At 69.8% G+C, this 26999-nt stretch carries 25 protein-coding genes; 5 read left to right on the plus strand and 20 right to left on the minus strand.

Going from position 1 to position 26999, the window contains the following annotated elements; all coding sequences use genetic code 11:
- The first annotated feature begins 32 nt into the window (after window positions 1-32).
- The 3 genes from cydB (at window position 33) to cydC (ending at window position 4421) form a co-directional block, all read left to right on the plus strand.
- Window positions 33-1073: a cytochrome d ubiquinol oxidase subunit II gene (cydB, locus tag G6N25_RS22645; RefSeq protein ID WP_083075265.1), complete on the plus strand. Its 1041-nt coding sequence runs from the start codon at window positions 33-35 to the stop codon at window positions 1071-1073.
- 80 nt (window positions 1074-1153) lie between these two features.
- A complete protein-coding gene (cydD, locus tag G6N25_RS22650) occupies window positions 1154-2740 on the plus strand; it encodes a thiol reductant ABC exporter subunit CydD (protein ID WP_232065987.1) in 1587 nt (528 codons plus the stop codon).
- Window positions 2727-4421 carry a thiol reductant ABC exporter subunit CydC gene (gene cydC / locus G6N25_RS22655; protein WP_083075263.1) on the plus strand — a complete coding sequence of 565 codons (1695 nt, stop codon included), beginning with the start codon at window positions 2727-2729 and terminating at the stop codon, window positions 4419-4421. Before cydD ends, cydC begins: the two co-directional genes overlap by 14 nt.
- A gap of 8 nt (window positions 4422-4429) precedes the next feature.
- On the opposite strand, the gene G6N25_RS22660 is transcribed toward cydC, so the two are convergent.
- The 11 genes from G6N25_RS22660 to G6N25_RS22710 form a co-directional block, all read right to left on the minus strand.
- The gene (locus G6N25_RS22660; protein ID WP_083075261.1) at window positions 4430-5827 is read right to left on the minus strand and encodes a bifunctional lysylphosphatidylglycerol flippase/synthetase MprF; all 1398 of its coding nucleotides are present in this window, start codon (window positions 5825-5827) and stop codon (window positions 4430-4432) included.
- Between the two features lie 133 nt (window positions 5828-5960).
- On the minus strand, window positions 5961-6860 hold the full coding sequence (locus G6N25_RS22665; RefSeq protein ID WP_083075259.1) for an acyl-CoA thioesterase II: 900 nt from the start codon (window positions 6858-6860) through the stop codon (window positions 5961-5963).
- A gap of 72 nt (window positions 6861-6932) precedes the next feature.
- On the minus strand, window positions 6933-8351 hold the full coding sequence (gene pyk / locus G6N25_RS22670) for a pyruvate kinase (RefSeq protein WP_083075257.1): 1419 nt from the start codon (window positions 8349-8351) through the stop codon (window positions 6933-6935).
- Window positions 8352-8414: 63 nt separating this feature from the next.
- On the minus strand, window positions 8415-8843 hold the full coding sequence (locus G6N25_RS22675) for a DUF2752 domain-containing protein (RefSeq protein ID WP_083075255.1): 429 nt from the start codon (window positions 8841-8843) through the stop codon (window positions 8415-8417).
- Between the two features lie 49 nt (window positions 8844-8892).
- Window positions 8893-10251 (minus strand): HNH endonuclease signature motif containing protein, encoded by a 1359-nt coding sequence (locus G6N25_RS22680; RefSeq protein WP_163672545.1) that lies wholly within the window; start codon window positions 10249-10251, stop codon window positions 8893-8895.
- A 153-nt stretch (window positions 10252-10404) separates the two neighbouring features.
- Window positions 10405-11826 carry a prolipoprotein diacylglyceryl transferase gene (locus G6N25_RS22685; protein ID WP_083074750.1) on the minus strand — a complete coding sequence of 474 codons (1422 nt, stop codon included), beginning with the start codon at window positions 11824-11826 and terminating at the stop codon, window positions 10405-10407.
- Complete coding sequence (trpA, locus tag G6N25_RS22690; protein WP_083074751.1) at window positions 11823-12626, minus strand: tryptophan synthase subunit alpha; 804 nt, start codon at window positions 12624-12626, stop codon at window positions 11823-11825. Before trpA ends, G6N25_RS22685 begins: the two co-directional genes overlap by 4 nt.
- A complete protein-coding gene (gene trpB / locus G6N25_RS22695; RefSeq protein WP_179961691.1) occupies window positions 12623-13888 on the minus strand; it encodes a tryptophan synthase subunit beta in 1266 nt (421 codons plus the stop codon). Before trpB ends, trpA begins: the two co-directional genes overlap by 4 nt.
- A gap of 32 nt (window positions 13889-13920) precedes the next feature.
- Window positions 13921-14739: an indole-3-glycerol phosphate synthase TrpC gene (gene trpC / locus G6N25_RS22700; RefSeq protein WP_083074754.1), complete on the minus strand. Its 819-nt coding sequence runs from the start codon at window positions 14737-14739 to the stop codon at window positions 13921-13923.
- Between the two features lie 97 nt (window positions 14740-14836).
- Complete coding sequence (locus tag G6N25_RS22705) at window positions 14837-15505, minus strand: TIGR02234 family membrane protein (protein ID WP_083074756.1); 669 nt, start codon at window positions 15503-15505, stop codon at window positions 14837-14839.
- Window positions 15498-17036, minus strand: a complete 1539-nt coding sequence (locus G6N25_RS22710) for an anthranilate synthase component I (RefSeq protein ID WP_083074758.1) — start codon at window positions 17034-17036, stop codon at window positions 15498-15500. The genes G6N25_RS22705 and G6N25_RS22710 overlap by 8 nt, the downstream gene beginning before the upstream one ends.
- A gap of 132 nt (window positions 17037-17168) precedes the next feature.
- On the opposite strand from G6N25_RS22710, the gene G6N25_RS22715 reads away from it, so the two are divergent.
- Window positions 17169-17633 (plus strand): peroxiredoxin, encoded by a 465-nt coding sequence (locus tag G6N25_RS22715; protein ID WP_083074759.1) that lies wholly within the window; start codon window positions 17169-17171, stop codon window positions 17631-17633.
- 102 nt (window positions 17634-17735) lie between these two features.
- On the opposite strand, the gene G6N25_RS22720 is transcribed toward G6N25_RS22715, so the two are convergent.
- Window positions 17736-18830 carry a calcium:proton antiporter gene (locus G6N25_RS22720; protein ID WP_083074761.1) on the minus strand — a complete coding sequence of 365 codons (1095 nt, stop codon included), beginning with the start codon at window positions 18828-18830 and terminating at the stop codon, window positions 17736-17738.
- Between the two features lie 87 nt (window positions 18831-18917).
- Here G6N25_RS22720 and G6N25_RS22725 point away from each other — a divergent pair, with 87 nt between their 5' ends.
- Entirely contained in the window at window positions 18918-20456 is a 1539-nt protein-coding gene (locus G6N25_RS22725; RefSeq protein WP_083074763.1) for a serine/threonine-protein kinase, read from the plus strand.
- Here the strand turns inward: G6N25_RS22725 and hisI are convergent.
- The 8 genes from hisI to hisD all read right to left on the minus strand — a co-directional run bounded on the left by hisI (window position 20453) and on the right by hisD (window position 26984).
- Window positions 20453-20800, minus strand: coding sequence for a phosphoribosyl-AMP cyclohydrolase (gene hisI, locus G6N25_RS22730; RefSeq protein WP_083074764.1), 348 nt, complete (start codon window positions 20798-20800; stop codon window positions 20453-20455). The two genes, G6N25_RS22725 and hisI, sit on opposite strands and share 4 nt — an antisense overlap.
- Window positions 20797-21591 (minus strand): imidazole glycerol phosphate synthase subunit HisF, encoded by a 795-nt coding sequence (hisF, locus tag G6N25_RS22735; RefSeq protein WP_083074766.1) that lies wholly within the window; start codon window positions 21589-21591, stop codon window positions 20797-20799. Before hisF ends, hisI begins: the two co-directional genes overlap by 4 nt.
- A gap of 1 nt (window position 21592) precedes the next feature.
- On the minus strand, window positions 21593-22405 hold the full coding sequence (locus tag G6N25_RS22740; RefSeq protein WP_083074768.1) for an inositol monophosphatase family protein: 813 nt from the start codon (window positions 22403-22405) through the stop codon (window positions 21593-21595).
- A gap of 6 nt (window positions 22406-22411) precedes the next feature.
- A complete protein-coding gene (priA, locus tag G6N25_RS22745; RefSeq protein ID WP_083074769.1) occupies window positions 22412-23164 on the minus strand; it encodes a bifunctional 1-(5-phosphoribosyl)-5-((5-phosphoribosylamino)methylideneamino)imidazole-4-carboxamide isomerase/phosphoribosylanthranilate isomerase PriA in 753 nt (250 codons plus the stop codon).
- An 82-nt stretch (window positions 23165-23246) separates the two neighbouring features.
- The gene (gene hisH, locus G6N25_RS22750) at window positions 23247-23873 is read right to left on the minus strand and encodes an imidazole glycerol phosphate synthase subunit HisH (RefSeq protein ID WP_083074771.1); all 627 of its coding nucleotides are present in this window, start codon (window positions 23871-23873) and stop codon (window positions 23247-23249) included.
- Entirely contained in the window at window positions 23870-24484 is a 615-nt protein-coding gene (hisB, locus tag G6N25_RS22755; RefSeq protein WP_083074772.1) for an imidazoleglycerol-phosphate dehydratase HisB, read from the minus strand. Before hisB ends, hisH begins: the two co-directional genes overlap by 4 nt.
- On the minus strand, window positions 24481-25614 hold the full coding sequence (locus tag G6N25_RS22760) for a histidinol-phosphate transaminase (RefSeq protein WP_083074774.1): 1134 nt from the start codon (window positions 25612-25614) through the stop codon (window positions 24481-24483). Before G6N25_RS22760 ends, hisB begins: the two co-directional genes overlap by 4 nt.
- Window positions 25611-26984 (minus strand): histidinol dehydrogenase, encoded by a 1374-nt coding sequence (hisD, locus tag G6N25_RS22765; RefSeq protein WP_163672642.1) that lies wholly within the window; start codon window positions 26982-26984, stop codon window positions 25611-25613. Before hisD ends, G6N25_RS22760 begins: the two co-directional genes overlap by 4 nt.
- Between the last annotated feature and the right edge of the window lie 15 nt (window positions 26985-26999).

The raw sequence follows: 26999 nt of genomic DNA on the forward strand, positions 1-26999 counted from the left end.
CAAGGCACACCGACCCGGAAAGGAGCTGACCGGTGGGACTGCAGCAGTTGTGGTTCGGCATCATCGGGATGCTGTTCCTCGGTTTCTTCATCCTGGAGGGCTTCGACTTCGGCGTGGGCATGCTGATGGAGCCGTTCGCCCGCATCGGCACCGACCAACCGGAACAGCACCGCCGCACGGTGCTCAACACCATCGGGCCGGTGTGGGACGGCAACGAGGTCTGGCTGATCACCGGCGGCGCGGCGATGTTCGCCGCGTTTCCCGGGTGGTACGCCACCGTGTTCTCCACGCTCTACCTGCCGCTGCTGGCGATCCTGTTCGGCATGATCCTGCGCGCCGTGGCGATCGAGTGGCGCGGCAAGATCGACGACACGAAGTGGCGCGGCTGGGCCGATTTCGGCATCGCCGCCGGGTCGTGGCTGCCCGCCGTGTTGTGGGGAGTGGCGTTCGCCATCCTGGTCCGCGGGCTGCCGGTGGACGCCGGTGGCCACGTCCACTTGTCGATCACCGACGTGCTCAACGCCTACACGCTGCTGGGCGGTTTGGCCACCGCCGGGCTGTTCTTACTCTACGGCGCGGTGTTCGTCGCCCTAAAGACCTCGGGCCCGATCCGCGACGACGCGCATCGATTCGCGGTGTGGTTGTCGCTCCCGGTGACCGGGCTGGTTGCGGCCTTTGGGCTTTGGACGCAGCTGGCGCACGGCAAGGGCTGGACCTGGCTGGTCCTGGGGGTCGCGGTGGTCGCGCAGCTGGCGGTGGTGCTGTTGGTGTGGCGGCGCGCATCCGATGGGTGGGCGTTCGCGTGCACCGCCCTGGTCGTCGCGGCCGTGGTGATCCTGTTGTTCGGCGCGCTGTACCCGAACCTGGTCCCCTCGACGCTGAACACGCAGTGGAGCGTGACGATCTACAACGCTTCGTCGACCCCCTACACGCTCAAGATCATGACCTGGGTGACGGGGATCATGGCTCCGGTGACGGTGGTATACCAGGCGTGGACGTATTGGGTGTTCCGGCAACGGATCTCGTCCGACCGGATACCGCCGCCGATCGGCCTGGCGAGGCGCGCGCCCTGAGCGTGACGGCGTCGCGGGCGCCCGTGGACCCGCGGCTGTGGCGGGCGTCGGCCGCGTTGCGACGCTACCTGGCCGCCACGGTGGGCTGCGGTGTGGTGATCTCCGGTTGTGCGATCGGTTCGGCGATCGTGCTGGCGACCGTCGTCGCCCGCGTCGTCGGCGATGTCCAGCTGAGTCCGCGGGCCTGGCTTGTACCCGTGTCAATCCTATTGGCACTGTGGGTTGTCCGCACGGTGACGCACTGGCTTCAGGCGCGCCTGGGTCAACGCGGGGCCAGCGCGGTCATCGCCGACCTCAACGGCCAGGTACTGGCGGCGGTGACCGCGCGGCAGCCCCGCGAACTGGCGGCTCAGAGTGATGCCGCCGCGGTGGTGGTCACCCGGGGCCTGGACGGGTTGCGTCCCTACTTCACCGGATACCTGCCCACGCTGCTGCTCGCCGCGATCCTGACCCCGGCGACCGTCGCGGTGATCGCCCTCTACGACCTCAAATCGGTGGTCATCGTGGTGGTCACCCTGCCGCTGATACCGGTCTTCATGGTGCTGATCGGGCTGGCGACGGCCGACCGATCCGCGGCGGCGCTGGACGCGATGACGACGCTGCAGGCGCGATTGCTGGACCTGATCGCCGGTATCCCGACGCTGCGGGCGCTGGGCCGCGGCCGCGGCCCGGAACACCGCATCGCCGAACTCGCTGCCGCCCATCGACGTTCGGCGATGGCGACGCTGCGGATCGCATTCCTGTCGGCGCTGGTGCTCGAATTGCTGGCCACGCTGGGCGTGGCGCTGATCGCGGTGGGGATCGGTCTTCGCCTGGTGTTCGGCGAGATGACCCTGACGACCGGCCTGACGGTGCTGCTGCTGGCGCCGGATGTGTACTGGCCGCTGCGTCGGATCGGCGTCGAATTCCATGCCGCCCAAGACGGCCGGACCGCCGCCGACAAGGCGTTCGCCCTCATCGGCGAGCCGGCCGTCCCGAGGGTCCGAAACCGGACGGTGGCCGCGCGCGGCGCGGAGATCCGCCTCGACGGGCTCAGCGTGGCGGGCCGCGACGGCCGAGCGCCACGCGAGCTCACCGCGGTGATCCAGCCCGGTCAGGTGACGGTGCTGACCGGGTGCAACGGCGCCGGCAAGAGCACCACGCTGCAGGCGATCGCCGGGCTCGCCGAGCCGTCGTCGGGCCGGGTCACCGTGGCCGGAGTCGACGTCGCCGACCTCGATCCGGCCGCGTGGTGGCGGCAGGTGTCCTGGCTGCCGCAACGCCCCGTGCTGGTCCCGGGCACCGTGCGCGACAACCTCGCGTTGCTGGGCGATCCGCCGAACCTTGAAACAGCTTGTGCCGCATCCGGTTTCGACACGGTGCTAGCCGAGCTGCCCGATGGGGTGGATACCGCGCTCGGGCGCGGCGGCGTCGGGTTGTCGCTCGGGCAACGACAACGCCTGGGCCTTGCCCGGGCGCTCGGCTCGGCGGCCGCCGTCCTGCTGCTCGACGAGCCCACCGCGCACCTGGACGCCCGCACCGAGGCGCGGGTGTTGCGGGCCATCGTCGAGCGCGCACGCGGCGGGGCGACCGTGGTCGTCGTCGGCCACCGCGAGCCCGTCATCGCGATCGGCGACCGGGTGGTCGAGGTGACCGCGGAGGCCGGGGTGCATCATGCCGCGGTCTGACAACGCCGCAGCGGCGATCGCAAGCGCGGCGAAGCCGGGCGAAGCGGGTCGCCGCCAAAACGCCGCAGCCGTCGCAAGCCTGCTGCGCCCACGGCTACCACGGCTCCTGGCGGCCATCGCGCTGGGGGTGCTGTCGCTGGGCAGCGCGCTGGCGCTGGCCGGTTTCTCGGCGTGGCTGATCACGCGGGCCTGGCAGATGCCGCCCGTACTGGACCTGTCGGTCGCGGTCGTCGCCGTGCGCACGTTCGCGATTTCGCGGGGCGTGTTGCACTACTGCGAGCGGCTGGCCACCCACGACACCGCCCTGCGCGCGGCCGGCACCGCCCGCTCGGAGATCTACCGTCGGCTGGCCCACGGATCGGCGTCGGCCGCCGTCCGGCTGCACAGCGGCGAGCTGGTGGCACGCGTCGGCGCCGACGTCGACGAGCTGGCCAACGTGTTGGTGCGCGCCGTGGTGCCGATCGGCGTCGCGGCGGTGCTCGGGCTGGCGGCGACCGCGGTGGTCGCGGCCATTTCGCTGCCGGCCGCCACGGTGCTGGCGATCTGCCTGTTGATCGCCGGCCTCGTCGCTCCCCGGCTGGCCGGCAGGGCCGCCGCCACGCAGGAGGCGGTTGCCCGCCAACACCATTCCGACCGGGACACCGCGGCGATGATCGCCCTCGAACACGCGCCGGAGCTTCGCGTCGCCGGCGCACTGCCCAATGTCATCGCCGAATCGCAACGCCGCCACCATGGTTGGGGCGACGCCCTGGACGCCGCCGCCAGGCCAGCCGCCATCGCCGAGGCGATGCCGACGGCGGCGATCGGGGCCAGCGTGCTCGGCGCGGTGGCGGCCGGGATCGGGTTGGCGCACACGGTCGCGCCCACCACGCTGGCCATCCTGATGTTGTTGCCGCTGTCCGCGTTCGAGGCAACGACGCCCCTGCCGGCCGCCGCCGTCCAGCTGACGCGGTCGCGGATCGCCGCGCGTCGCCTGCTGGAGCTGGTTCCGCCCGACCGCGCGACCGAACCCCACAAGCCGGCGAGACCCGTTGGCCGCGGGCGCCTATCCGTCGATGTCCGTTCGGGTCACGCGGGCGCGGCGCGGCCGATCCGGGTTGAACTCGACCTGCCGCCGGGCGCCCGGCTGGCCGTCACCGGGGCCAGCGGTTCGGGTAAGACGACGCTGCTGATGACGCTCGCCGGGCTGATGCCCCCGCTCGACGGGCGGGTGCTGCTGGACGGAACCGACCTGGCCCGGTTCGACGAGGACGAATTACACCGCGCCGTCAGCTTTTTCGCGGAGGACGCGCACGTCTTCGCCACCACCGTCCGCGACAACATGCTGGTGGCCCGCGGGGACTGCGGCGACGGCGAGGTGACGGCGGCGCTGCGTGCCGTCGGCCTCGGCGGGTGGCTCGAGAGCCTGCCCGAAGGCCTGTCGACGGTGTTGACCGGTGGCGCGCAAGCGCTTTCGGCGGGCCAGCGCAGGAGGTTGCTGCTGGCTCGGGCCATGATCTCCCCCGCCCGGATCGTGCTGCTCGACGAGCCGACCGAACACCTCGACGCGGCCGATGCCGAACGGATCCTCCGCGATCTGCTGGGGCAGGACTCGCGGCTGATGCCCGAGCAGAGAACCGTTGTGGTGGCGACCCACCACCTGCCCGAAGGGGTTGGCTGTCGCCAACTGCACGTCGGATAGGCGTTCGCTCAGAGGTGTCGCCGGCGCGGCAGGAACTCCAGCGTCAACAGCACGAACACCAGGGGAAGCAGCTGGGTCATCGAGATCAGCGCGTAGCGCCGCCCGTCCATCGCGTGGAACTTGCGCACGTATCGGTACAACGACTCCAGCGCGATCAGCGGGTCGAGGATATGGATCGAGCGGTAGAAGACGCGCTGCAGCCGGCCGCGGTCCTTGTCCTCGAAGATCTCCGGGAACGCCGCGAACGAGAGCGACACCCGTTGCGCCCCAGCCTCTTTGGCGGCCATGATCATGTCGACGCTGAGTCGCTCGTCGATCCCGTTGGGCGCCCCGCGGCGACGCCACGGGACGTCGAGGGTGATGTCGGCGCCGCCACCGGCGGTCGCATACCGGTGGAAACCCTGCACCCGTCCCGTGGCGTCCCTCGCGATGATCAGCCGTATTCCGGGAAATCGGCCCTCCAGCACGCCGTCGAGATTCATGTAGAAGCCGCGATCGGTGTGCGCGCCGCTGGGCGACGCCCGCACCACGTCGGCCAGCTCCGCGAGCCGGCGATCGTCGAGTCCCTGCTCCGCCACGATCTCGGTGGTGATGCCGGAGTTGTGGGTGCGCTTGACCGCCTGGCGCAGGTTGCGGAACTTGCGGCCCACCATCTCAAAGCCGGACACGTCGACGACGACGTCGCGGCCGATCGGTATCGCCCGCAGCGATTGGCCGAGCACCGCCGGGTCGCTCCACAGCTCGAGTCGCCGCTCGCCGCAACCCACCACCGCGATTCGCCAGCCATGGGTGTGACATGTGGCGGCGAAGTCGGCGACCAACTCGGGGAACTCACCTTCGTCGCCGACGGGATCCCCGCCGACCACGGCGTATCCCAACCGTGTCCGATACGCCAGCGCGGCACGGCCGTCCGCGGTGAAGTGGTAGCACTTGCCCGTCTGCATGGCGAACGGCGCCAACGGGTCGTCGCTGGTGGCATTGATCAACGCCCACATCCGGGGCAGGTCCTCGGGTCGCGGATGCGCCGACGTCGGCCACATCAGCGCCATCCCCGAGCCGACGATCAGCCCGTCGGCCAGCAGGTCGAAGGACAACACGTGGGAGCCGAAGCCCGCCAGCACGAAAAAGGCGGCGGCCGCTGCGTGCATCGCCGTCACCGGGCGGCCCAGGAAGATACCGCGAGCGATGAACGCCACCGCACCCAGAATCGTCAGCGACCAGCCCAGCCGGCCGGTGTATTGCCATTCCGGCTGGTGGTGGTGGCGGGCAAGCACGACGATGAGCCAACCCGCCGCGCAAATCAAGGCCAACGCCCCGATCCACCGCGCCGCGAGCGAATCGACGTGCACGACAACGCGTTCGCGCGCGCGGGACTTCGCTACGACGTCGACCGGCGGCCCGTTCACTCTCACCTCCCGATGCGCTGGCAAGCAGCGGGGCGGCCGTCTGCCGCCTCTGCATCGAATACCCGGCTGATAGGAACTTACGCCTGATCGCGGCCGTGCCGGGCCGAAATCCTGCGGGTATCCCGTCCACTGTCTATCGGCGAGGCGGCGGAAAGTATTTCAGCAGGCCTTCTTGCACCACCGTGGCGATGACGTGCCCGGAGCGATCGAAGAAATGCCCGGTGCCGAGCCCACGCGAATCGGCGGCCACCGGCGACGACGTCGAATACAGCACCCAGTCGTCGAAGTTGACCTGCCGGTGAAACCACACGGAATGGTTGGCGGACGCGGCAAAGATGCGGTCGAACCCCCACGACAGCCCATGGGTGGTGATGACCGAGTCCAGCACCGTGGTATCGGAGGAATACACCATGGTCGCGGTGTGCAGCACCGGATCGTCGGGCATCGAGCCCAGCGCCTTGACCCAGACCCTGTTGTGGGCAAGCCGCTCACCCTTGTCCCGCATCACCCAGGCCGGGTCGTTGGTGTAGCGCCACTCGATCGGCTGCAGGGCGTTGACGAAGTGCGGGACGGTTTCCTCGTAGCCGCGCAACAACTCGCCGATCGATGGCCGCGTATCAGGCTGCGGCACCGGCGGCGGCTCGACGGCGTGCTCGAGGCCGGCGCCGCCGGACATGTACGAGATCATCGCCGAGGACAACAGCACGCCGCCCTGCACCGCGTCGACGCGCCGATTGGCGAAGCGCCGCTCGTCGCGCAGCCGCACCACGTGGAATTCGATGTCCTTGGCGGTGTCGCCACCGTTGATGAAGTGCACCGACAGCGCGCTGGGCGGCAGGTCGTCCCTCTTCAGCGTGCGGCTGCTGGCCACGAACGATTGCGCCATGAGCTGCCCGCCGAAGGTCCGCATCGGGTTCTTGCTGGGATGGGTTCCGATGAACAGGTCGTCGGCGGCGCGGTTGAGGTCGAGTATCGCCAGCAGTTCGTCGAAATCTCGGGCGTTCGGCTCCTGGGCCTCACAGCCGACCGGCACAAGCTCTCCTCTGGGCTGGTTAAATCGCCCGACTCCGCCTCAGGCCGCTGCGCGGCCCGCATCGTCGCCGGGCTAGACGTCGTCCTCGCCGATCCGGTGCACATGGATCAGGTTGGTCGAGCCTACTGTGCCAGGCGGTGCGCCGGCGACGATGACCACCAGGTCGCCGCGCTTGTAGCGACCCAGTTCGAGCAGCGACTTGTCGACCTGGCGGATCATGCCGTCGGTCGAGGTCATCATCGGGACGATGAACGTCTCGGTGCCCCACGTCATGGCGAGCTGGCTGCGCACCTCGGGCCACGCGGTGAAGGCGAGCAGCGGCAGCGGGGTGTGCAGGCGCGCCAGTCGCTTCACGGTGTCGCCGGATTGGGTGAACGCGACCAGGGCCTTGGCGTCGAGCCGCTCGCCGATGTCGCGGGCGGCGTAGGAGATGACCCCGCGCTTGGTGCGCGGCACGTGGGCCAACGGCGGGGCCGCGGTGGAGTTCTCCTCGACCGCGCACACGATCCGCGACATCGTCCGCACGGCCGCCAGCGGATGTTTCCCCACCGAGGTCTCCCCCGACAGCATCAGCGCGTCGGCGCCGTCGAGCACGGCATTGGCCACATCGGAGGCCTCGGCCCGCGTCGGCCGCGAGTTTTCGATCATCGAGTCGAGCATCTGGGTCGCCACGATGACGGGTTTGGCGTTCTCCCTGGCCATCTGGATGGCCCGCTTCTGCACCAGCGGAACCTCTTCCAGCGGCAGCTCGACACCCAGGTCGCCACGCGCCACCATGATGCCGTCAAAGGCCAGCACGATCGCTTCGAGATTGTCGACGGCTTCTGGCTTCTCCAGCTTGGCGATCACCGGCACCCGCCGCCCGATCCGATCCATCACCTCGTGCACCAGCTCAACGTCGGACGGCGACCGCACGAAGGACAGCGCGACCAGGTCGACACCAAGGTCGAGCGCGAAGTTGAGATCGTCGATGTCCTTGTCCGACAAGGCCGGTGCGGACACGTTCATGCCCGGCAGCGACATGCCCTTGTTGTTGCTGACCGGACCGCCCTCGACGACGGTGCAGATCACGTCGTCGCCGTCGATGTCGTCGACCACCAGCCCGACCTTGCCGTCGTCGACCAGGACCCGGTCGCCGACCGCGGCGTCCCTGGCCAGCCTTTTGTACGTGGTCGACACCCGGTCATGGCTGCCTTCGCAGTCGGCGGCGGTGATCCGGATGGTTTCACCGTCGGCCCAGAACGTGGGCCCCGTGGCGAAGCGCCCCAGCCGGATCTTGGGACCCTGCAGGTCGGCGAGCACCCCGACCGCACGGCCCGTCGCGTCCGACGCCGCCCGCACCCGGTCGTAGGCGGCCTTGTGATCGGCGTGGTCGCCGTGACTGAAGTTCATTCGAGCGACGTCCATTCCGGCCTCTACCAGCGCCAGAATCAGCTCGTCGGAATTAGTTGCAGGGCCAAGGGTGCAGACGATCTTCCCGCGTCTACTCACGCCGAACCAGCATAGTCGTGCGGGATCACGGCAGCCCGAGTTCACCGATTCGACGCACCCCGGCTACCCGCCGAGAACGGTCGGCACCAACGGAAAGCCAGGAAGATTGCGCAGCACCGTCCACGCTGCCGCCACGATGACGAGCGTCACAGTCGCCGGTATCGGCAGCGACGAGTGACCGTGGCGGCGGCGAATCAGGATCCATCCGGCCAGCATCGGGATGCCCAGCAGCAGGAAGACGTTGTCGTTGATGCTGGCCGCCAGGTCACCGTGCAGCAGGTCATGGGTCATCCGAAGCCCACCGCAGAAGGGGCAGTTCCAGCCGGTGAGCCATTTGAACGGGCACAGCGGGTACACCGAATTCGTGTTGTGCGGGTCGACCAGACCGACATAGCCGAGCGCGCCGGCCAGCGCCACGCCGGTGGCCGCCGCGGTGTAGCGGTGATGACGATGCGCACCGAGCCGGGGCTGGTTGGTCACGTTTTTCAGCATGCCAGATCCACGAAGCTTCCACCGAAGGTCGGTCTGGCTATCTTGCGGGCTACGGGTCTTCGTCGTTGTGGTGGTGGAATCGTTCTGGGTGGTGGAAGGGGTTGGTTCGTGGTTGTCCGTGGTCGAGGTGGGGTGGGGGGATCCATTCGGTGTCGCCGTGGGCGTTGGTGCGGGTGGTCCAGCCCTCTTCGGCGAGGCGGTTATCGGGGCCGCAGGCCAGGGCGAGGTCGTTGATGTGGGTGCGCCGGGTGTTCTGCCAGCCGCGCACGTGGTGGACTTGGCTGTGGTAGGCCGGTGCGGTACAGCCCGGCTTGGTGCATCCTCTGTCTTTGGCGTAGAGCATGATGCGCTGGGCGGGGGAGGCGAATCGTTTGGTGTGATACAGCGCCAGCGGTTTGGCGTTGTCGAAAAGGGCCAGGTAGTGATGCGCGTGGCTGGCCATGCGAATCACATCACTGAGGGGCAGCAGCGAGCCGCCCCCGGTGTGGGCCTTGCCCGCCCCGGCTTCCAGGTCCTTGAGCGTGGTGGTCACGACGATCGACACGGGCAACCCGTTGTGCTGGCCCAGCTTGCCGGAGGCCAGCAGGGCGCGCAGCCCGGCCAACAGACCGTCATGGTTGCGCTGAGCCTGGGAGCGGGTGTCGCGGCGCACCGCCTCCTCCCCCGGTGTCGCATCAACGACCGGGGTGTCATCCTCGGGGTTGCACGCGCCGGGGGCGGCCAGCTTGGCCAACACCGCCTCCATGGTGGCTCGGGCCTCGGGGGTCAAATAGCCGCTCAGCCGTGACATCCCGTCGAATTCCTGCTTACCGACCGTGAGGGCGCGTCTGCGGGCGCGTTCGGCATCGTTGAATTCCCCGTCGGGATGAAGCCAGTCCATGACCCGCCGGGCATATGTGGCCAACTCATCAGGGCGATAATGGCTAGCTTTGTCGGCCAGATCGGCCTCGGCGGCCTCCCGAGTGAACAGGTCCACCTCGGCGGGCAGGTGCGCGAAGAAGCTGCGGATCACCGTGATATGCCCCTGGCCGATGAGCCCCTGGCGTTGGGCGGTCGCGGTGGCGCCCAGTTGCGGCGCCAAAGACTCTCCGGTTAGGGCGCGACGCTCCCCCAAATCTTTAGCTTCCCCGATCCGCCGACCGGCCTCGGCCCTGGTGATGTGTAGCCGGTCGGCCAGCGCCGAACGCAACGTGCCCCCCAACTCCTCATCACCGGCTTGGGCGTCGAGTTGATTGATCAACTGATGCCCCGGCACACGCAGCCGGCGGGTTTCCTGTTCGAGGCGCTCCAGCAACGCCAGCCGCTCGGGAGTCGTCAACGCGTCATAGGAATGCTCGATAACACGCGACACCGCCGCACGCAGCACATCAAAGTCCTCCCGGACCTCCTCGCGCGTGCTCGAACCCATACCCCAAACTCTACGAAGCACCACTGACAAGAATCACCGCAATGTGACCACTGAAACCAAAGTGACACAAGGGATCACAACATCCACCTGGGGCCGCCACCAGTCGTGTGAAAAGCGCGCCTTTCGCGCCACAACCCAACGCTGGACGGGTTACTAGCGGACCCCTCGGTTCCTCAGTCGGAAGCCGAATCGCCGCCGGGTTGAGCCGCCAGTGTCCGATGTCGTCGCGTCATCGACGGGGGTTTCGTCGGCTACCTCTTCCGTGTCGGAGCCCGATTCGCTTGCCGCGTCGTCTTGCGCGGCCTCTTCGGCCACGCCTTCCGGTCCCGATGACTCTGAATCAGCCTCGGGCTCTTCGACTTCAGGCTCTGGGGCTTGAAGCTCCGGTTCCTCCGTCTTGGCCACTTCGGACTCTTCGGCTTCGGCTTCGGCCTCCTGGACTTCGGTTTTGGCCTCGTCGACTTGCTCCTCCGACGCCTCGATCTCGGTCTCCGATTCTGCGGCTTCGGCTTCTGGTCCTTCGGCCTTGGCCGCTTCGGTCTCGTCGGCTTCAGCCTCAGCCACGGCGGCTTCCGCCTCCGTGACATCGGGCTCTTCGGCCTCGGCCTCGTCGCCACCTTCGCCGCCGCCAAACGCGGCCGCCCCGGCCGTCGCCGCGGCCGAAGCGACGATCGCCGGCTCGGGCTCTGGTGTTTCGTCGGCAACGTGATCGGTGCCGCGCAGACTCTCGGGATCCTCGCGGCCCTTCGGCGCCAAAATGATGTACACCACGGCCCCGATGAACACGAACGTCGATGTGAACACGTTGATCCGGATTCCGGCGATGTGTGTGGCGGCGTCGTTGCGCAGCAGCTCGACGCCGAAGCGCCCGATGCAGTAGCCGGCCACATAGAGCGCGAACAGCCGCCCGTGGCCCAGCCTGAAGCGTCGGTCCACATAGATCAATGCGACAAAAACCAGGACGTTCCAAATCAATTCGTAGAGGAACGTGGGTTGCACGACGAACGCGACCTGCCCCGTCGAGACGCCGTCGAGCGAATGTGGGTCGACGTAGCCGGACGGGTCTCGCCGGTAGAAGACCTCCAAGCCCCACGGCATCGTTGTTTCCCTGCCGTAGAGTTCCTGGTTGAAATAGTTGCCGAGCCGACCGATGGCCTGCGCCAGGATGATTCCCGGCGCGATCGCGTCGGCGAAGGCCGGCAGCGGGATCCCGCGGCGCCGAACGCCGATCCACGCGCCGACACCCCCGAGGGCTACCGCGCCCCAGATGCCCAGGCCGCCGTCCCAGATCCGCAGCGCCGCACCGAGCCCGGCGCCGCCCGGCCCCCAGTAGGTCCGCCAGTCGGTGGCCAGGTGATAGAGCCGGCCGCCCACCAGCCCGAACGGCACGGCCCACAACGCGATGTCGTAGATCACGCCGCGCTGGCCACCGCGGGCCTCCCACCGCCGGTCGCCGATCACCAGGCAGACCACGATGCCGGTGATGATGAACAGCGCGTAGGCGCGAATAGGCAACGGCCCCAGGTGCCATACGCCCTGTGGCGGGCTGGGGAAATAGACCGGCGGCATCGTCATGAGGCGGCCGCCCTTTGCCGCACGCCGACGGCCAGTTCCCCGGTCAGCGCGCGCAATGCGGGCAAACCACCGTCGCCCAGCGCCGACACCAGCGCCGATCCGACGATGACGCCGTCGGCGTAGCTGCCGATCTGCGCGGCCTGTTCCCGCGACCGCACCCCAAGCCCGACGCCGACGGGTATGTCGGACACCGCCCTCACCCTGCTCACCAATGCGGGTGCCGCCTGCGACACCGCGTCACGCGCCCCGGTGACACCCATCGTCGATGCCGCGTAGACGAATCCGCGCGATGCCTCGACCGTGGCCACCAGGCGCTGCGGCGTCGAGGACGGCGCCACCAGGAATATGCGATCCAATCGATGCTCCTCCGATGCCGCCAGCCACTGTTCCGCTTCGTCGGGGATGAGGTCGGGAGTGATCAGGCCGTGCCCGCCGGCCGCCGCGAGGTCCCGCGCGAACGCGTCAACACCGTAGCGCAGCACCGGATTCCAGTAGGTCATCACCACGGCGCGTCCGCCTGCCAGGCCGATCGCCTCGACGGCGGCCAGCGTGTCCCGGACGCGCACTCCCCCGCGCAGCGCGGCCTCGGTCGCCCTGGCGATGGTCGGGCCGTCCATGCCCGGATCCGAATAGGGGACCCCGACTTCGATGATGTCGCAACCGGATTCGACGAGCGCGGTCATCGCGTCCACGGAGGTGGGCACGTCGGGGTATCCGGTTGGCAGGTAGCCGATGAGCGCCGCGCGATTGTCCTTGCGGCACGCGGCGAAGATTGGGCCCAGCCGACTTGCTGCGGTCATTGCTTGCCCCGGTCCAGGAGCCCGAACCACTTCGCGGCCGTCTCGACGTCCTTGTCGCCGCGGCCCGACAGGTTCACCACGATGATCGCGTCCCGTCCCAGCTCGACACCCAGCTTGAGGGCACCGGCGACCGCGTGCGCGGATTCGATGGCCGGGATGATGCCTTCGGTGCGGCATAGCAGGCCGAACGCGTCCATCGCCTCGGCGTCGGTGATCGGCCGGTATTCGGCGCGTCCGGTTTCCCTGAGCCAGGCGTGTTCGGGGCCCACCCCCGGGTAATCCAAACCCGCCGAGATCGAATGGGATTCGATGGTCTGACCGTCCTCGTCCTGCAGCAGGTAGGAGAACGATCCCTGGAAAGCCCCGGGTGAGCCGCCGGTGAATGTCGCGGCGTGCCGGCCGGTTTCGACGCCGTCGCCGGCGGCCTCGAATCCGACCAGCCGCACGCCGGGGTCATCGATAAACGCGTGGAAGATCCCGATGGCGTTGGACCCGCCGCCGACGCACGCCGTGACCGCGTCGGGCAACCGGCCCGCCTGTGCCCGGATCTGAACCCGGGTCTCCAGGCCGATGATGCGCTGAAAATCGCGCACCATGGTCGGAAACGGGTGGGGCCCGGCCGCGGTGCCGAAGCAGTAATACGTGTTGTCGGCGTTGGTGACCCAATCCCGGAAGGCCTCGTTGATCGCGTCCTTGAGCGTTTTCGAGCCGCTCTCGACGGAGACGACCTCGGCGCCCAGCAGCCGCATCCGGGCCACGTTGAGCGCCTGGCGCTCGGTGTCGACGGCGCCCATGTAGATCACGCAATCCAGGCCGAGCAGGGCGCACGCGGTGGCCGTGGCGACGCCGTGCTGACCGGCTCCGGTCTCGGCGATCACCCGGGTCTTGCCCATCCTCTGAGCCAGCAACGCCTGGCCAAGGACGTTGTTGATCTTGTGAGAGCCGGTGTGGTTCAGGTCTTCTCGCTTGAGGAAGATGCGCGCGCCGCCGGCGTGCTCGCCCAGCCGGGCGGCCTCATACAGCGGCGAGGGCCGGCCCGCGTAGTTGGCCTGCAGGTTATCCAGCGTGTCCAGAAAATCCGGGTTGACGCGTTCCTTGTCGTAGGCGGCGGTGACCTCCTCGATCACCGCCATCAGCGCCTCGGCGACGTAGCGGCCACCGTAAACGCCGAAATGACCACCCGGATCGGGGTCGTGGCGGGTGGGTTCGGCGATGGCCGCACTCGAAAGCGGAAGCTCCGGGCGGGACAGATCCACCATCACCAATGCTCAACGCGCGGGCGGCTCATCGGCGGCTAGCGAGCCGGTTTCGGGCAGGACGGATGGGTGCCCGCGGTGACCAGGTCGGCAACCGCCGCGCGCGGGTCACCGCTTTTGACCAGACCCTCACCGACCAATACGGCGTCGGCACCCGCGCCGGCATACGCCAGTAGGTCGCCGGTGCCACGGACCCCGGACTCGGCGACCCTGATCACGTTGCTGGGCAGCCCGGGAGCGATGCGCGCGAAGCAATCCCGGTCCACCTCGAGCGTCGTGAGATCGCGGGCGTTGACGCCGATCACGTTGGCCCCCGCCCTCAGCGCCCGGTCGGCCTCTTGCTCGGTGTGCACTTCGACGAGGGCCGTCATACCGAGCGATTCCGTGCGGTCCAGCATCGACACCAGCGCCGACTGGTCCAGCGCGGCGACGATGAGCAACAACATGTCGGCGCCGTGCGCGCGTGCCTCGTGGATCTGGTAGGGCTGCACCACAAAGTCCTTGCGCAACAACGGAATTGAGACGGAAGCACGCACCGCGTCGAGGTCGTCGAGCGAGCCGCGGAAACGTCGTTCCTCGGTCAGGACGCTGATGATCCGGGCGCCGCCCTCTTCGTAGGCGCGGGCCAGCTTCGCCGGATCGGCAATGGGCGCCAACGAACCCGCCGACGGACTGGCGCGCTTGACCTCGGCGATGACGCCGATGCCGGGCTCGCGCAGGGCGGCCATCACGTCCAGCGGTGGCGGCGCCGCGGCGGCGGCCGCTTTGATCTCGGGCAGGCTGATAACGGCTTCGCGCGCGGCAACGTCGGCCCGGACTCCCTCGAGGATGGAGTCAAGCACGGACGCCGGACTCATGCCTGTCGTTCCTCCCACTCCCAACCCACTGCCACGCCGTCACTCGGGCGGTTTCGATGACGTCCATGAAGGGTAGCGACCGTCGGCTCGCGGCCCGTCACCGACCCTCGGTGTCAGACCCGCGGGGCCGATCGGTCGGGTCGCGTCCCTCGTCAAGCGCATCCCATATCATCCGCTCCGACATCTCCGGCGTTTCCGGTCGCTCCAGCATCGCGCCGTCGGCGCCTTCGCGTAGCACATTGGACCGACGGGTCGCCGGCGCGGCGTATTTCGTGGCGCTTTCGCGGGCCGACCTGGAGTCCGAGGCCGACCGCATCAGCAGGACGGCCGCGATCAGGGTGCACACCGACGCGGCGACCGCCAGCCCCGCCCCCCAGTACCGCCGCTCGGTTCCCACCAGCGACATCACCGAGACGTGCGCCAGGTCGGCGCCGCGCATCGCCACGTCCGGAATCACCCACAGGCTGACCCCCAGATAGCCGACCGCGAGGCTGGCCGCCGCCAGCAGGCCCGCCAGCGCCCGCAGCGGCCGGCCGCGCACCGCGAGCGCCGCGACGGCGGCGGCCAGCATGAGCAGCGCCAACGGCAGCAGCGCCGTCGACCAGGACGCGCCCGACAGGGTCACCTCCTTGGGCTGGCCCAGCCCGTCGAACGAGCGGATGACGACCCACGGCAGCCTCGACGCCGCCCACAGCGCGCCGGCGGCGACCGCCAGCAGCAGCTGGGCTATCCGAATCGCCAGCCGGCCCCGGCGGGTCTCAGCCACGGGGGCCCGCGTCCGGCGGGGTCAGCGTCTCGGCGGCGGCGATCGCGTTGAGCACCGCCCGCGCCTTGTTGGTGGCCTCGGTGTATTCGTAGGGGCCGTTGGAGTCGGCCACCACCCCGCCGCCGGCCTGCACGTAGGCGGTGCCGTCGCGCATCAACGCGGTGCGGATGGCGATCGCGAAGTCGGCGTTGCCGGCGAAGTCGAGGTAGCCGACGACGCCGCCGTAGAGGCCGCGGCGCGTCTTTTCCACCTCTTCGATCAGCTCCATCGCGCGCACCTTGGGCGCGCCCGACAGCGTGCCGGCCGGGAAGCAGGCCGTCACCGCGTCCAGCGCGGTGCGGCCCTCGGCGAGCATCCCGGTCACCGTGGATACCAGGTGCATCACGTGGCTGTAGCGCTCGATGTGGCTGTAGTCCTCGACGCGCACGGTGCCCGGCGCGCAGACCCGGCCCAGGTCGTTGCGGCCCAGGTCGACCAGCATCAGGTGCTCGGCGCGTTCCTTGTCGTCGGCGAGCAGTTCCTTTTCCAGCAGCTGGTCCTCTTCATCGGTTTGCCCGCGCCAGCGGGTCCCGGCGATCGGATGCGTCGTCGCCCAGCCGTCGGCGACGGTGACCAACGCTTCGGGGCTGGATCCGACGATCGAAAAGTCCGTTGCCCCAGCATCATTCGGCACGTGCAGCAGGTACATGTACGGGCTGGGATTGGTCGCCCGCAGCATCCGGTACACGTCGATCGGGTCGACGTCGGTGTCCATCTCGAAGCGCTGCGACGGCACCACCTGAAAGGCTTCGCCGGCCGCGATCTGCTCGACAAGGTAGTCGACGATCTTGCCGTATTCCTCGACGGTGCGCTGGGCCCGGTTCCGGGGCTCGGGCCTGCTGAACGTGGCCACCGTCGACGGCAGCGGCTGACCCAGCGCGGCGGTCATCACGTCCAGGCGGGCGACCGCATCGTCGTAGGCCTCGTCGACCCGCTCGTCGGTGCCGTTCCAGTTCACGGCGTTGGCGATCAGCGTGATGGTGCCCTCGTGGTGGTCGACGGCCGCGACGTCGGTGGCCAGCAACAGCAACATGTCCGGCAGGCGAAGGTCGTCGATGGCCAGTGCGGGCAGGCGTTCCAGGCGCCGCACCAGGTCGTAAGCGAAGAAGCCGACCATGCCGCCCGACAGCGGCGGCAGCCCATGCAACGGGCCGGTGGCCAGCAGCCCGAGGGTCGCCCGCAGGGCGTGCAGCGGGTCGCCGCCGGTGGGCGCATCCCACGGCACCGCGCCCAGCCACACCGCCTCGCCGTCGCGCACGGTCAGTGCCGACGGCGCCCCCGCCCCGATGAAGGACCACCGCGACCAGGACCGGCCGTTCTCGGCGGACTCGAGCAGAAACGTGCCCGGCCGGTTGGCCGCGAGCTTGCGGTAAGCCGACAGCGGCGTCTCGCTGTCGGCCAAGACCTTGCGGGTCACCGGAACCACACGGTGCTCCGCCGCCAGCTGGCGGAAGTCCTCCCGTGAGGTGGTGGCGGCGAGGTGGTCATGCACCGAACCATCCTCGCAGACGTGGTGCCTCACTCCGGGGCCAGCGTGAGCGTGCGCAGAATGCCGGGCCGCGCGGCGTGTCGCCGCACCGACACGCACGTTCGCGGGAATCGGCCCCGGCGTAGCCTGGCGGCCATGAAGACTGGTGACACCGTGGCCGACTTCGAACTTCCCGATCAGACGGGAACGTCCCGCAAGCTCAGCGCCCTGCTTGCCGACGGGCCGGTGGTCCTGTTCTTCTACCCGGCGGCGATGACCCCCGGCTGCACCAAGGAGGCCTGTCACTTCCGCGACCTGGCGGCGGAATTCGCCGCGGTCGGCGCCAACCGCGTCGGCATCAGCGCGGACCCCGTGGAGAAGCAGGCCAAGTTCGCCGACCTGCGGAAGTTCGACTACCCGCTGCTGTCGGACACCGAGGGCACCGTCGCCACCCAGTTCGGTGTCAAGCGCGGCCTGCTCGGGAGACTGATGCCGGTCAAGCGCACGACCTTTGTCATCGACACCGATCGCACGGTGCTCGACGTGATCTCCAGCGAATTCAACATGGACACCCACGCCGACAGGGCGTTGGCGACGCTGCGGGCCCGGTCGTCGGCCTAGCCACCGCTCCCCCCGCGGGGCTACCCCTCCGCCCGCGAGCAGACGCAGAATCGCACTGCGCGGCCGCGCATCGTGCGATTCTGCGTCTGCTCGCCACGCCCGTCAGGGGACGATCGCGAGGAACACGTAGGCGGCAAGCAGCACCAGATGCACCTCGCCCTGCAACCGGGTGGCCCGGCCGGGCACCACGGTCAGCATGCTGATCACGACCGTCAGCGCGAACAGCACCAGTTGCGTGGGTTCCAGACCGAGCACCAGCGGCACTTTCAGCCAGGTGCTCGCCAGCGCGATGGCCGGGATGGTCAGGCCAATGCTGGCCATCGCCGACCCGTAGGCCAGGTTCAGGCTGGTCTGGATGCGGCCCCGCCGCGCCGCACGCACCGCCGCGAGCGTCTCGGGCAGCAGCACCAGCGTCGCGATCACCACCCCGACGAAAGTCTGCGGGAAGCCGGCCGCCGTGACCAGACGTTCGACCGCCGGGGATTCCTGTTCGGCCAGACCCACCACGGCAACCAACGCGACGAACAGCAGCGCGAGGCTGACCAGCGCCGACCGGGTGCTCGGGGGATCGGCGTGGCTTTCGTCCTCCGCGAACAGCCGCTTTTGGCCCTTCTGGGCGATCGGCAGAAAAAAATCGCGATGCCGAACGGTCTGGGTGAAGACGAACAGCAGGTACAGCAGCAGCGAGGCGACCGCGGCGAAGGCGAGCTGACCGGGCGAGAACTCCTTGCCGCGGTGGCTGGTGGTGAACGCCGGCAACGCCAGGCTCAGCGTCGCCAGCGTCGTGAGCGTGGCCAGCGCCGCGCCGCTGCCTTCGGCGTTGAACAGCGTCACGCCGTAGCGGCGCGAACCCCACGACAGCGACAGACCCGCGATCCCATTGGTGGTGATCATCAGGGCGGCGAAGGCGGTGTCCCTGGCCAGCGTGGCCGCCTCGTTGCCCCCGGACGCCATCAGCTCGACGATGAGGGCCACCTCGATGACCGTCACCGCGGCCGCCAGCACCAACGACCCGAACGGCTCGCCGACGCGGTGGGCGACCACCTCGGCGTGATGGACCGCGCCCAGCGCCGCGCCGATCAGCACCGCCGCTTCGACCGTGACCAGGACGGGCCCGAGGTGCTCGCCCCACGTCGCCGCCAGCAGGACGACGGCAAGCACCGGCACCACCGCGGTCCAGGACACCCGTTTCACCATCGCCCGCCATTCTCATCGAAGGCATCCCAGCGGCCGCTGTCCGCCGAAACTCGGTTGCCGCAGTGACAGCCTCAGTAGCATGCTCACATGCCGAAAACCGATGCGCGCGCCGAAGGCCCGGGCGAAGGCCTCCGCGAGGGACAGGTGTTCGCCGGGTACACCGTCATTCGGCGCCTGGGAACCGGCGGCATGGGGCAGGTGTATCTGGCCCAGCACCCGCGGCTGCCCCGCCGCGACGCGCTCAAAATCTTGCCCGGCGAGCTCACCGCGAACGACGAATTTCGCCAGCGCTTCAACAGGGAGGCCGATCTGGCCGCGAGCCTGTACCACGAGCACATCGTCGGCATCCACGACCGCGGCGAATACGAAGGGCAACTGTGGATCTCGATGGACTACGTGGAGGGAACCGACGCCGCGAAATTGCTGCGCGACCGGTACCCGTCCGGGATGCCGAAAAGCGATGTCGTCGAGATCATTTCGGCCGTCGCCGACGCGCTCGACTACGCTCATTCGCGCGGACTGCTGCATCGCGACGTCAAGCCGGCCAACATCCTGCTGAGCTCGGTTTCTCAAGCCAGCCCGCGACGACGGATCCTGCTCGCCGACTTCGGCATCGCGCGCGAGCTGGGTGACATCAGCGGGCTCACAGCGACCAACATGCTGGTGGGCACCACCGCGTACTGCGCGCCCGAACAATTGCAGGGTTCGGACATCGACGGGCGCGCCGACCAATACGCGCTCGGCTGCACCGCGTTTGACCTGTTGGCCGGGTCGGCCCCGTTCCGGCACTCCAACCCGGCGGTGGTCATCACCCAGCATCTGTCCGCGCCGCCACCGCACATCAGCGAGCGCCGACCCGAACTGGCCGACCTCGACGGTGCCCTCGCCAAGGCTCTCGCCAAAAAGCCCGACGACCGTTACCCGACGTGCGCGGATTTCGCGGCGGCCCTCGGTGACCAGCTCGACACCGCCGCGTCCGCGGTGGCAGCGGCCCCGACGGAAGTCATCGCGCAGCGCCCGAGCCCACCGCCGGCGCCCACACCGAAAGCGCGCAACGGTTGGCGAGGACCGGCGCTGGCGATCGGGGCGCTGGTCGGCGTCGCCCTGGTCGCGGTGGGCGCCTACGCCGGCGTCCGAATGTTCGGCACCCACACCAATCAGCACAGCGCCGCCGCCGCCCCGTCGCAGTCGGAGGCGCCGCCGCCGCGCAACACCGCCCCACAGCCGTCGGCGCCGGCGATCACGCTGTCCAGTCAGATCACCGACCAATCCGGGGTGCTCGGCCCCCTCGAGTCCGACGCGGTGAACCGCGCGCTCACCAAGCTCAGCAACGGGCGCGGCACCCGACTCTGGGTGGTCTACGTCAAGGACTTCGGCGGCCTCAGGCCGCTCAGGTGGGCCGAGAACACCATGCGCGCCAACAACTTCACCGACAGCGACGCCCTCTTGGCCATCGCCACCGACGAGCCGGCCTTCTCCTTCCGGGTGCCCAACGCGCTGATCACCGGACAGGCCATCGATCTCGAGATCATTCGCCGCGACCGCATCCAGCCGGCCGTGTCCCGCCACGAATGGGCCCGCGCGGCGATAGCCGCGGCCAACGGGCTGGACGTGACCCCCGGTTAGGCTTCGGGTTTCAGCAGCACGTCGGCGTCGAAGCAGCTGTGGTCGCCGGTGTGGCAGGCGCCGCCGACCTGGTCGACCGTCAGCAGCACGGTGTCGCCGTCGCAGTCCAGTCGCACCGAGTGCACGCGCTGGGTGTGCCCCGACGTCGCTCCCTTGACCCACTGCTCGCCGCGGGATCGCGAATAGTACGTGGCCTCACGGGTTTCCAGCGTGCGGGCCAGCGCGTCGTCGTCCATCCAGGCGACCATGAGCACGTCGCCGCTGCCGCGCTCCTGCACGACGGCGGTAAACAGCCCGTCGGCGTTGCGCTTCAGGCGCGCGGCGATCTTGGGGTCCAGCGTCATCGCGCCGTCCTCACAGCGATCCCCGCTTCGGCCATCGCGGCCTTCACCTGACCGATCGTCAGCTCGCGGAAGTGAAAGACGCTGGCCGCCAATACCGCATCGGCACCGGCGGCGACGGCGGGCGCGAAATGTGAGACCGCCCCGGCGCCGCCGCTGGCGATCACCGGCACGCTGACCGCCGCGCGCACCGCGCGCAGCATCGGCAGGTCGAACCCGGCCTTGGTGCCGTCGGCGTCCATCGAGTTGAGCAGGATCTCCCCCACCCCAAGTTCGGCGCCGCGGGCCGCCCACTCGACGGCGTCGATGCCGGTGCCGCGGCGGCCGCCGTGGGTGGTGACCTCCCAGCCCGACGGCGTCGGTGCCGATCCGGTGGGCACCGTGCGGGCGTCGACGGACAGCACGATGCACTGGGAGCCGAACTGGGTTGCCATCTCGGCCAATAGATCCGGCCGGGCGATGGCGGCGGTGTTGACCGAAACCTTGTCGGCTCCCGCGCGCAGCAGGGTGTCGACGTCGGCGACCGTGCGCACCCCGCCACCGACGGTCAGCGGGATGAACACCTGCTCGGCGGTGCGGCGCACCACCTCCAGCATCGTCGCCCTGCCCGACGACGACGCGGTGACGTCCAGGAAGGTCAGCTCGTCGGCGCCCTCGGCGTCGTAGGCCGCCGCGAGCTCCACCGGGTCGCCGGCGTCACGGAGGTTTTCGAAATTGACCCCCTTGACCACCCGCCCGGCGTCGACGTCCAGGCACGGGATCACGCGCACGGCAAGGCCGGTGCCCGAGTACATGTCAGTAGTCCTCCGGATCGCCCACGCCGCGCAGGATCTCGAGGACCTCGCCGTGCGCACCGGGCGCCGCGGCCAGCACCGACCGCGACGCGGGGGTCCACGGTTTACCGGCCAGGTCGGTGACGACGCCGCCGGCCGAGCGCACCTGCGCGACCCCGGCGGCGTGGTCCCAGACGTGACCACCGAAACTTACTGCGGCGCCGAGTATTCCGTCGGCGACGTAGACCAGGTCGATCCCGGTGGACCCGTGCATCCGCAGCCGTGAGGACACCCGGCTGAGGTTCTCCAGGACCGCGAGCCGGTACCGTCCCGGGAACCGGCCCCGCGAGTCGGCGCTGAACGTTCCCACCGCGACGAGGCTGTCGGCCAGTTCCGTGGCATCCAGCGCAGGTTGCGGTTCACCGTTTTTGATCAGCGGGCCTCCCGCGACGGCGGTGTAGCGCTCGTTAATGAACGGCAACCAGGTCAGGCCCGCCACCGGATCGCCGTCGTGCAGCAGGGCCAGCAGGATCGCGGCCATCGGCGATCCGGCGGCGTAGTTGAAGGTGCCGTCGACGGGATCGAGCACCCACACCCACGGCGAGCCCACGTCCGTGCCGCCGTACTCCTCGCCGTGCACGCCGATGCCGGTGGTGGCGACCAGCGCGGAGACGACCTGCCGCTCGATCGCCAGGTCGATTTCGGTGGCGAAGTCGTTGCCCTTCTTGGAAACCGCCGAATCGGCGCGGTGGCCCGCGAGGAATCGCGGCACGGCGGCGTCGAGGATCGCCGATGCCTTGTCAACCAAGGGGGACACCAGCGCGTTCAAATCCATTGTGCCCTACACCTTCACCGCGGCAAGGGCCTCCGGCAGGGTGAACCGGCCGGCGTAGAGGGCCTTGCCGACGATGGCGCCTTCGACCCCGCGGCCGGTGAGGGTCGCTAGGTTGTTCAGGGCGCGCAGGTCGTCCAGGCTGGACACTCCGCCGGACGCGATCACCGGGGCCTCGGTGCGATCGGCCACGGCGGCCAGCAGGTCGAGATTGGGGCCGCCCAGCGTGCCGTCCTTGGTGACGTCGGTGACGACGAACCGCGAACACCCTTGACCGTCAAGGCGTTCCAGCACGTCCCACAGGTCGCCGCCGTCGGTTTCCCAGCCCCGTCCGCGCAGCCGGTGCTCGCCGCCTGGATTTCCCGGGTCGATCTGGACGTCTAGGCCCACGGCGACCTTGTCGCCGTGCTCGGCGATCGCCCGCGCGCACCATTGCGGGTTCTCCAGCGCCGCGGTGCCGAGGTTGACGCGGGCGCAGCCGGTGGCCAGCGCCGCGGTCAGGGAGTCGTCGTCGCGGATTCCGCCGGACAGCTCCACCCGCACGTCGAGCTTGCCCACCAGCTCGGCGAGCAGTTCGCGGTTGGAGCCGCGGCCGAACGCGGCATCCAGGTCGACCAGGTGGATCCACTCGGCGCCGTCGCGCTGCCAGCCGAGCGCGGCGTCCAGCGCCGAGCCGTACTCGGTCTCGCTGCCGGCCTTGCCCTGCACGAGTCGCACGGCGCGTCCGTCGACCACGTCGACGGCGGGTAACAGTATTAACAAAATTCCTCCTGGTCGCCGAGACTGCAACTGGCGACGCGTCCTCTCGACGTTTGCGTGGTGGAATGCAGTTTCGCGGAAGTCGTCACAGTCCCTCGACCCAGTTGCTCAGCACGGCCGCGCCGGCGTCGCCGCTCTTTTCCGGGTGGAATTGGGTGGCGGCCAGCGGCCCGTCCTCGACCGCGGCCAGAAACGGCACCCGATGGGTGGCCCACGTCAGCACCGCCGCCGGGGAGCCGTCCCAGCGCTGGGCGGCGTAGGAGTGCACGAAGTAGAACCGGGCCGGGGGATCCAGGCCGTCCAGCCCCTTGAACAGCGCGCTGCCCGGCCCGGAATTCACCACGTTCCAGCCCATGTGCGGGATCACCGGGGCGTCCAGCCGGGTGACGGCCCCCGGCCATTGGCCGCAGCCTTTGGTCTCCACCCCGAATTCGACCCCGCGGGCGAACAGGATCTGCATGCCCACGCAGACGCCCAGCACCGGGCGTCCGGCGGCCACCCGCTCGGCGATGATCCGCTCCCCCGCGATCTTGCGCAGGCCCGTCATGCACGCCTCGAACGCGCCCACCCCGGGCACCACCAGCCCGTCGGCGGCCGCCGCGGCGCCCGGGTCGGCGGTCACCTCGACCGACGCGCCGACCCGCTGCAGCGCGCGCTGGGCCGACCGCAGATTGCCCGAGCCGTAATCCAGGACAACAACCGACCTTGTCACAGAACGCCTTTGGTGGACGGCACGCCCGACACCCGGGGATCGGGCTCGACCGCCTGGCGCAGCGCGCGGGCGACGGCCTTGTACTGCGCCTCGGTGATGTGGTGTGGGTCGCGCCCGTACAGGACGCGCACGTGCAGCGCGATGCGGGCGTTGGCGGCCAGCGACTCGAACACGTGCCGGTTGATGACGGTGTGGTAGGGCACCGAGCTGCCGGCAATGGTGGTGTGCTGCAGGTGATCCGGCTCCCCGGTGTGCACGCAGTAGGGCCGCCCGGACACGTCGACCGCGGCGTGGGCCAGCGCCTCGTCCATCGGGACGAAGGCGTCCCCGAACCGGCGGATGCCCTTCTTGTCGCCGAGGGCCTGCCCGAGCGCCTGACCGAGCGCGATCGCGGTGTCCTCGATGGTGTGGTGCCCCTCGATCTCCAGGTCGCCCTCGGTGCGCACGGTCAGGTCGAAGCTGGCGTGGCTGCCCAGCGCCGTCAGCATGTGGTCGTAGAACGGCACACCGGTGTCGATGTGGACCTGCCCGGTGCCGTCGAGGTCGAGCTCGATGATGATGTCGGATTCCTTGGTGCGGCGCTCGATGCGCGCGCGGCGGGTGGCGGTCACGGGGCTCCTATGGGGGTGACTGGGGCCAGTTCGGTGGCCGCGATCTGGGCGCTGGCGCGTAGGAACGCGTCGTTCTCGTCGGCCAGGCCCGTGGTGGCGCGCAGGTAGCCGGGGATTCCGACGTCGCGGATCAGGATGCCGGCGTCCAGGTAGCGCTGCCAGGCGGCCGGCGCGTCGGCGAACTCGCCGAACAGCACGAAGTTGGCGTCGCTGGGGATAACCCGAAAGCCCATGCCGCTCAAGGCCGTCGTGACGCGTTCGCGTTCGGCGATCAACGTGGCCACGCTGGCCAACGTGTCGTCGGCGTGCCGCAGCGCCGCCCGGGCCGCGGCCTGGGTGACCGACGACAGGTGATACGGCAGCCGCACCAGCAGCATCGCGTCGATCACCGCTGGCGTGGCGACCAGATACCCGAGCCGGCCGCCGGCGAAGGCGAACGCCTTGCTCATGGTGCGGGTGACGACGAGCTTGGCCGGGTATTCCTCGACGAGCGCCACCGCGCTGGGCTGCGACGAGAACTCGCCGTAGGCCTCGTCGACGATCAGGATGCCCGGAACCACGTCGAGCAGCCGCCGCAGATCCGGCAGCGAAACGCTCTGCCCCGACGGGTTGTTGGGGCTGGCGATGAACACCACGTCGGGTCGCCCGTCGGCGACGGCGGCGACGGCGGCATCGGCGTCGAGGCCGAAGTCGTCGGCGCGGGGGGCCTCGAGCCATTCCGTGCGGGTGCCGTCGGCGATGATCGGGTGCATCGAGTAGGACGGGACGAACCCGATCGCGCTGCGGCCCGGCCCGCCGAACGCCTGCAGCAGCTGCTGCAGGATCTCGTTGGAACCATTGGCGGCCCAAAGGTTTTCGATACCGAGCGGGACGCCGGTCTGCGCCGTGAGGTAGCCCGCCAGGTCACGGCGCAGGGCCACCGCGTCGCGGTCGGGGTAGCGGTGCAGGTCCGCGGCGGCCTCGCCCACCGAGCGCACGACGTCGTCGACGAGCGCCTTGGTGGGCGGGTGCGGGTTCTCGTTGGTGTTCAGCCGCACAGGGACCGCCAATTGCGGTGCGCCATAAGGAGATTTGCCGCGCAGGTCGTCGCGCAGCGGCAGGTCGTCCAGCGTGGGCCTCTGGGCCGTCATCGCTCGAACCTCCGCCGTATCGCCTCGCCGTGCGCCGGCAGGTCCTCGGCCTCGGCCAGCGTGATCACATGCCCGGACACGTCTTTGAGCGCCGCCTCGGTGTAGTCGACGACGTGGATGCCACGTAGGAACGTCTGCACCGACAGGCCGCTGGAGTGGCGGGCGCAGCCCGCGGTCGGCAGCACGTGGTTGGATCCGGCGCAATAGTCACCGAGGCTCACGGGCGCCCACGGGCCGACGAAAATTGCTCCGGCCGAACGTATTCGGTCCGCGATCCGCCCCGCGTCGACGGTCTGGATCTCCAGGTGTTCGGGCGCGTAGGCGTTGACGACCTTGATGCCGGCGTCCAGGTCGTCGACCAGGATGATCGCCGACTGGCGCCCACCCAGCGCGGCGGTCACCCGCTCACGGTGCACCGTCGTGCGCAGCTGGGCGGCCAGCTCGCGCTCGGCGGCGGCGGCCAGGTCCTCGCTCGGGGTCACCAGCACGCTGGCCGCCATCTCGTCGTGCTCGGCCTGGCTGATCAGGTCGGCGGCCACGTGCGCCGGGTCGGCGGTGTGGTCGGCGAGGACGGCGATCTCCGTCGGCCCGGCCTCGGCGTCGATGCCCACCCGGGAGCGGCACAGCCGCTTGGCGGCGGTGACGTAGATGTTGCCGGGGCCGGTGATCATGTCGACGGGCACGAGTTCGGCCGCTGCGTCCGGCGACGATGCGGACCGTGTTCGGTCCGCTGAGAAGCCGGGCCATTCGACCCCGGTGTCGGTGCCGCCGTAGGCCAGCAGCGCCACCGCCTGCGCCCCGCCCACGGCCCACACCTCGTCGACGCCCAGCAGCCGGGCCGCGGCCAGGATCGTGGGGTGCGGCAACCCGCCGAACTCCGCCTGCGGCGGGCTGGCCACCACCAGCGAGCCGACCCCGGCGGCCTGCGCCGGCACCACGTTCATCACCACGCTGGACGGGTACACGGCGTTGCCGCCGGGCACATACAGGCCGACGCGCTCGACGGGAACCCAGCGCTCGGTGACCGTCGCACCGGGCCCGAGGGCGGTGGTGACGTCGGCGCGCCGCTGGTCGGCGTGCACGGCGCGGGTGCGATCGATCATCACCCGCAGCGCCTCGGCCACGTCGGCGTCCAGATCCGCTAGCGCTTTTTCGAGCGCGGCGGCCGGCACCCGCACGGCCGGGGGCCGAACGCCGTCGAACGACGCCCCGAACTCCAACGCCGCCTCGGCCCCGCGCTCGGCGACGGCCTCGACGATCGGCCGCACCCGGGGCAGCACGCTGTCCACGTCGGCGCCACCGCGCGGCAGCGCCGCCCGCAGCCGGGCGGCCGTCAGCTGCGCGCCGCGCAAGTCGATGCGGGCGATCACGGGTGCTGCGGTGGT

It is taken from the genome of Mycobacterium heidelbergense (genome assembly GCF_010730745.1).
GTDB classification, from domain to species: domain Bacteria; phylum Actinomycetota; class Actinomycetes; order Mycobacteriales; family Mycobacteriaceae; genus Mycobacterium; species Mycobacterium heidelbergense.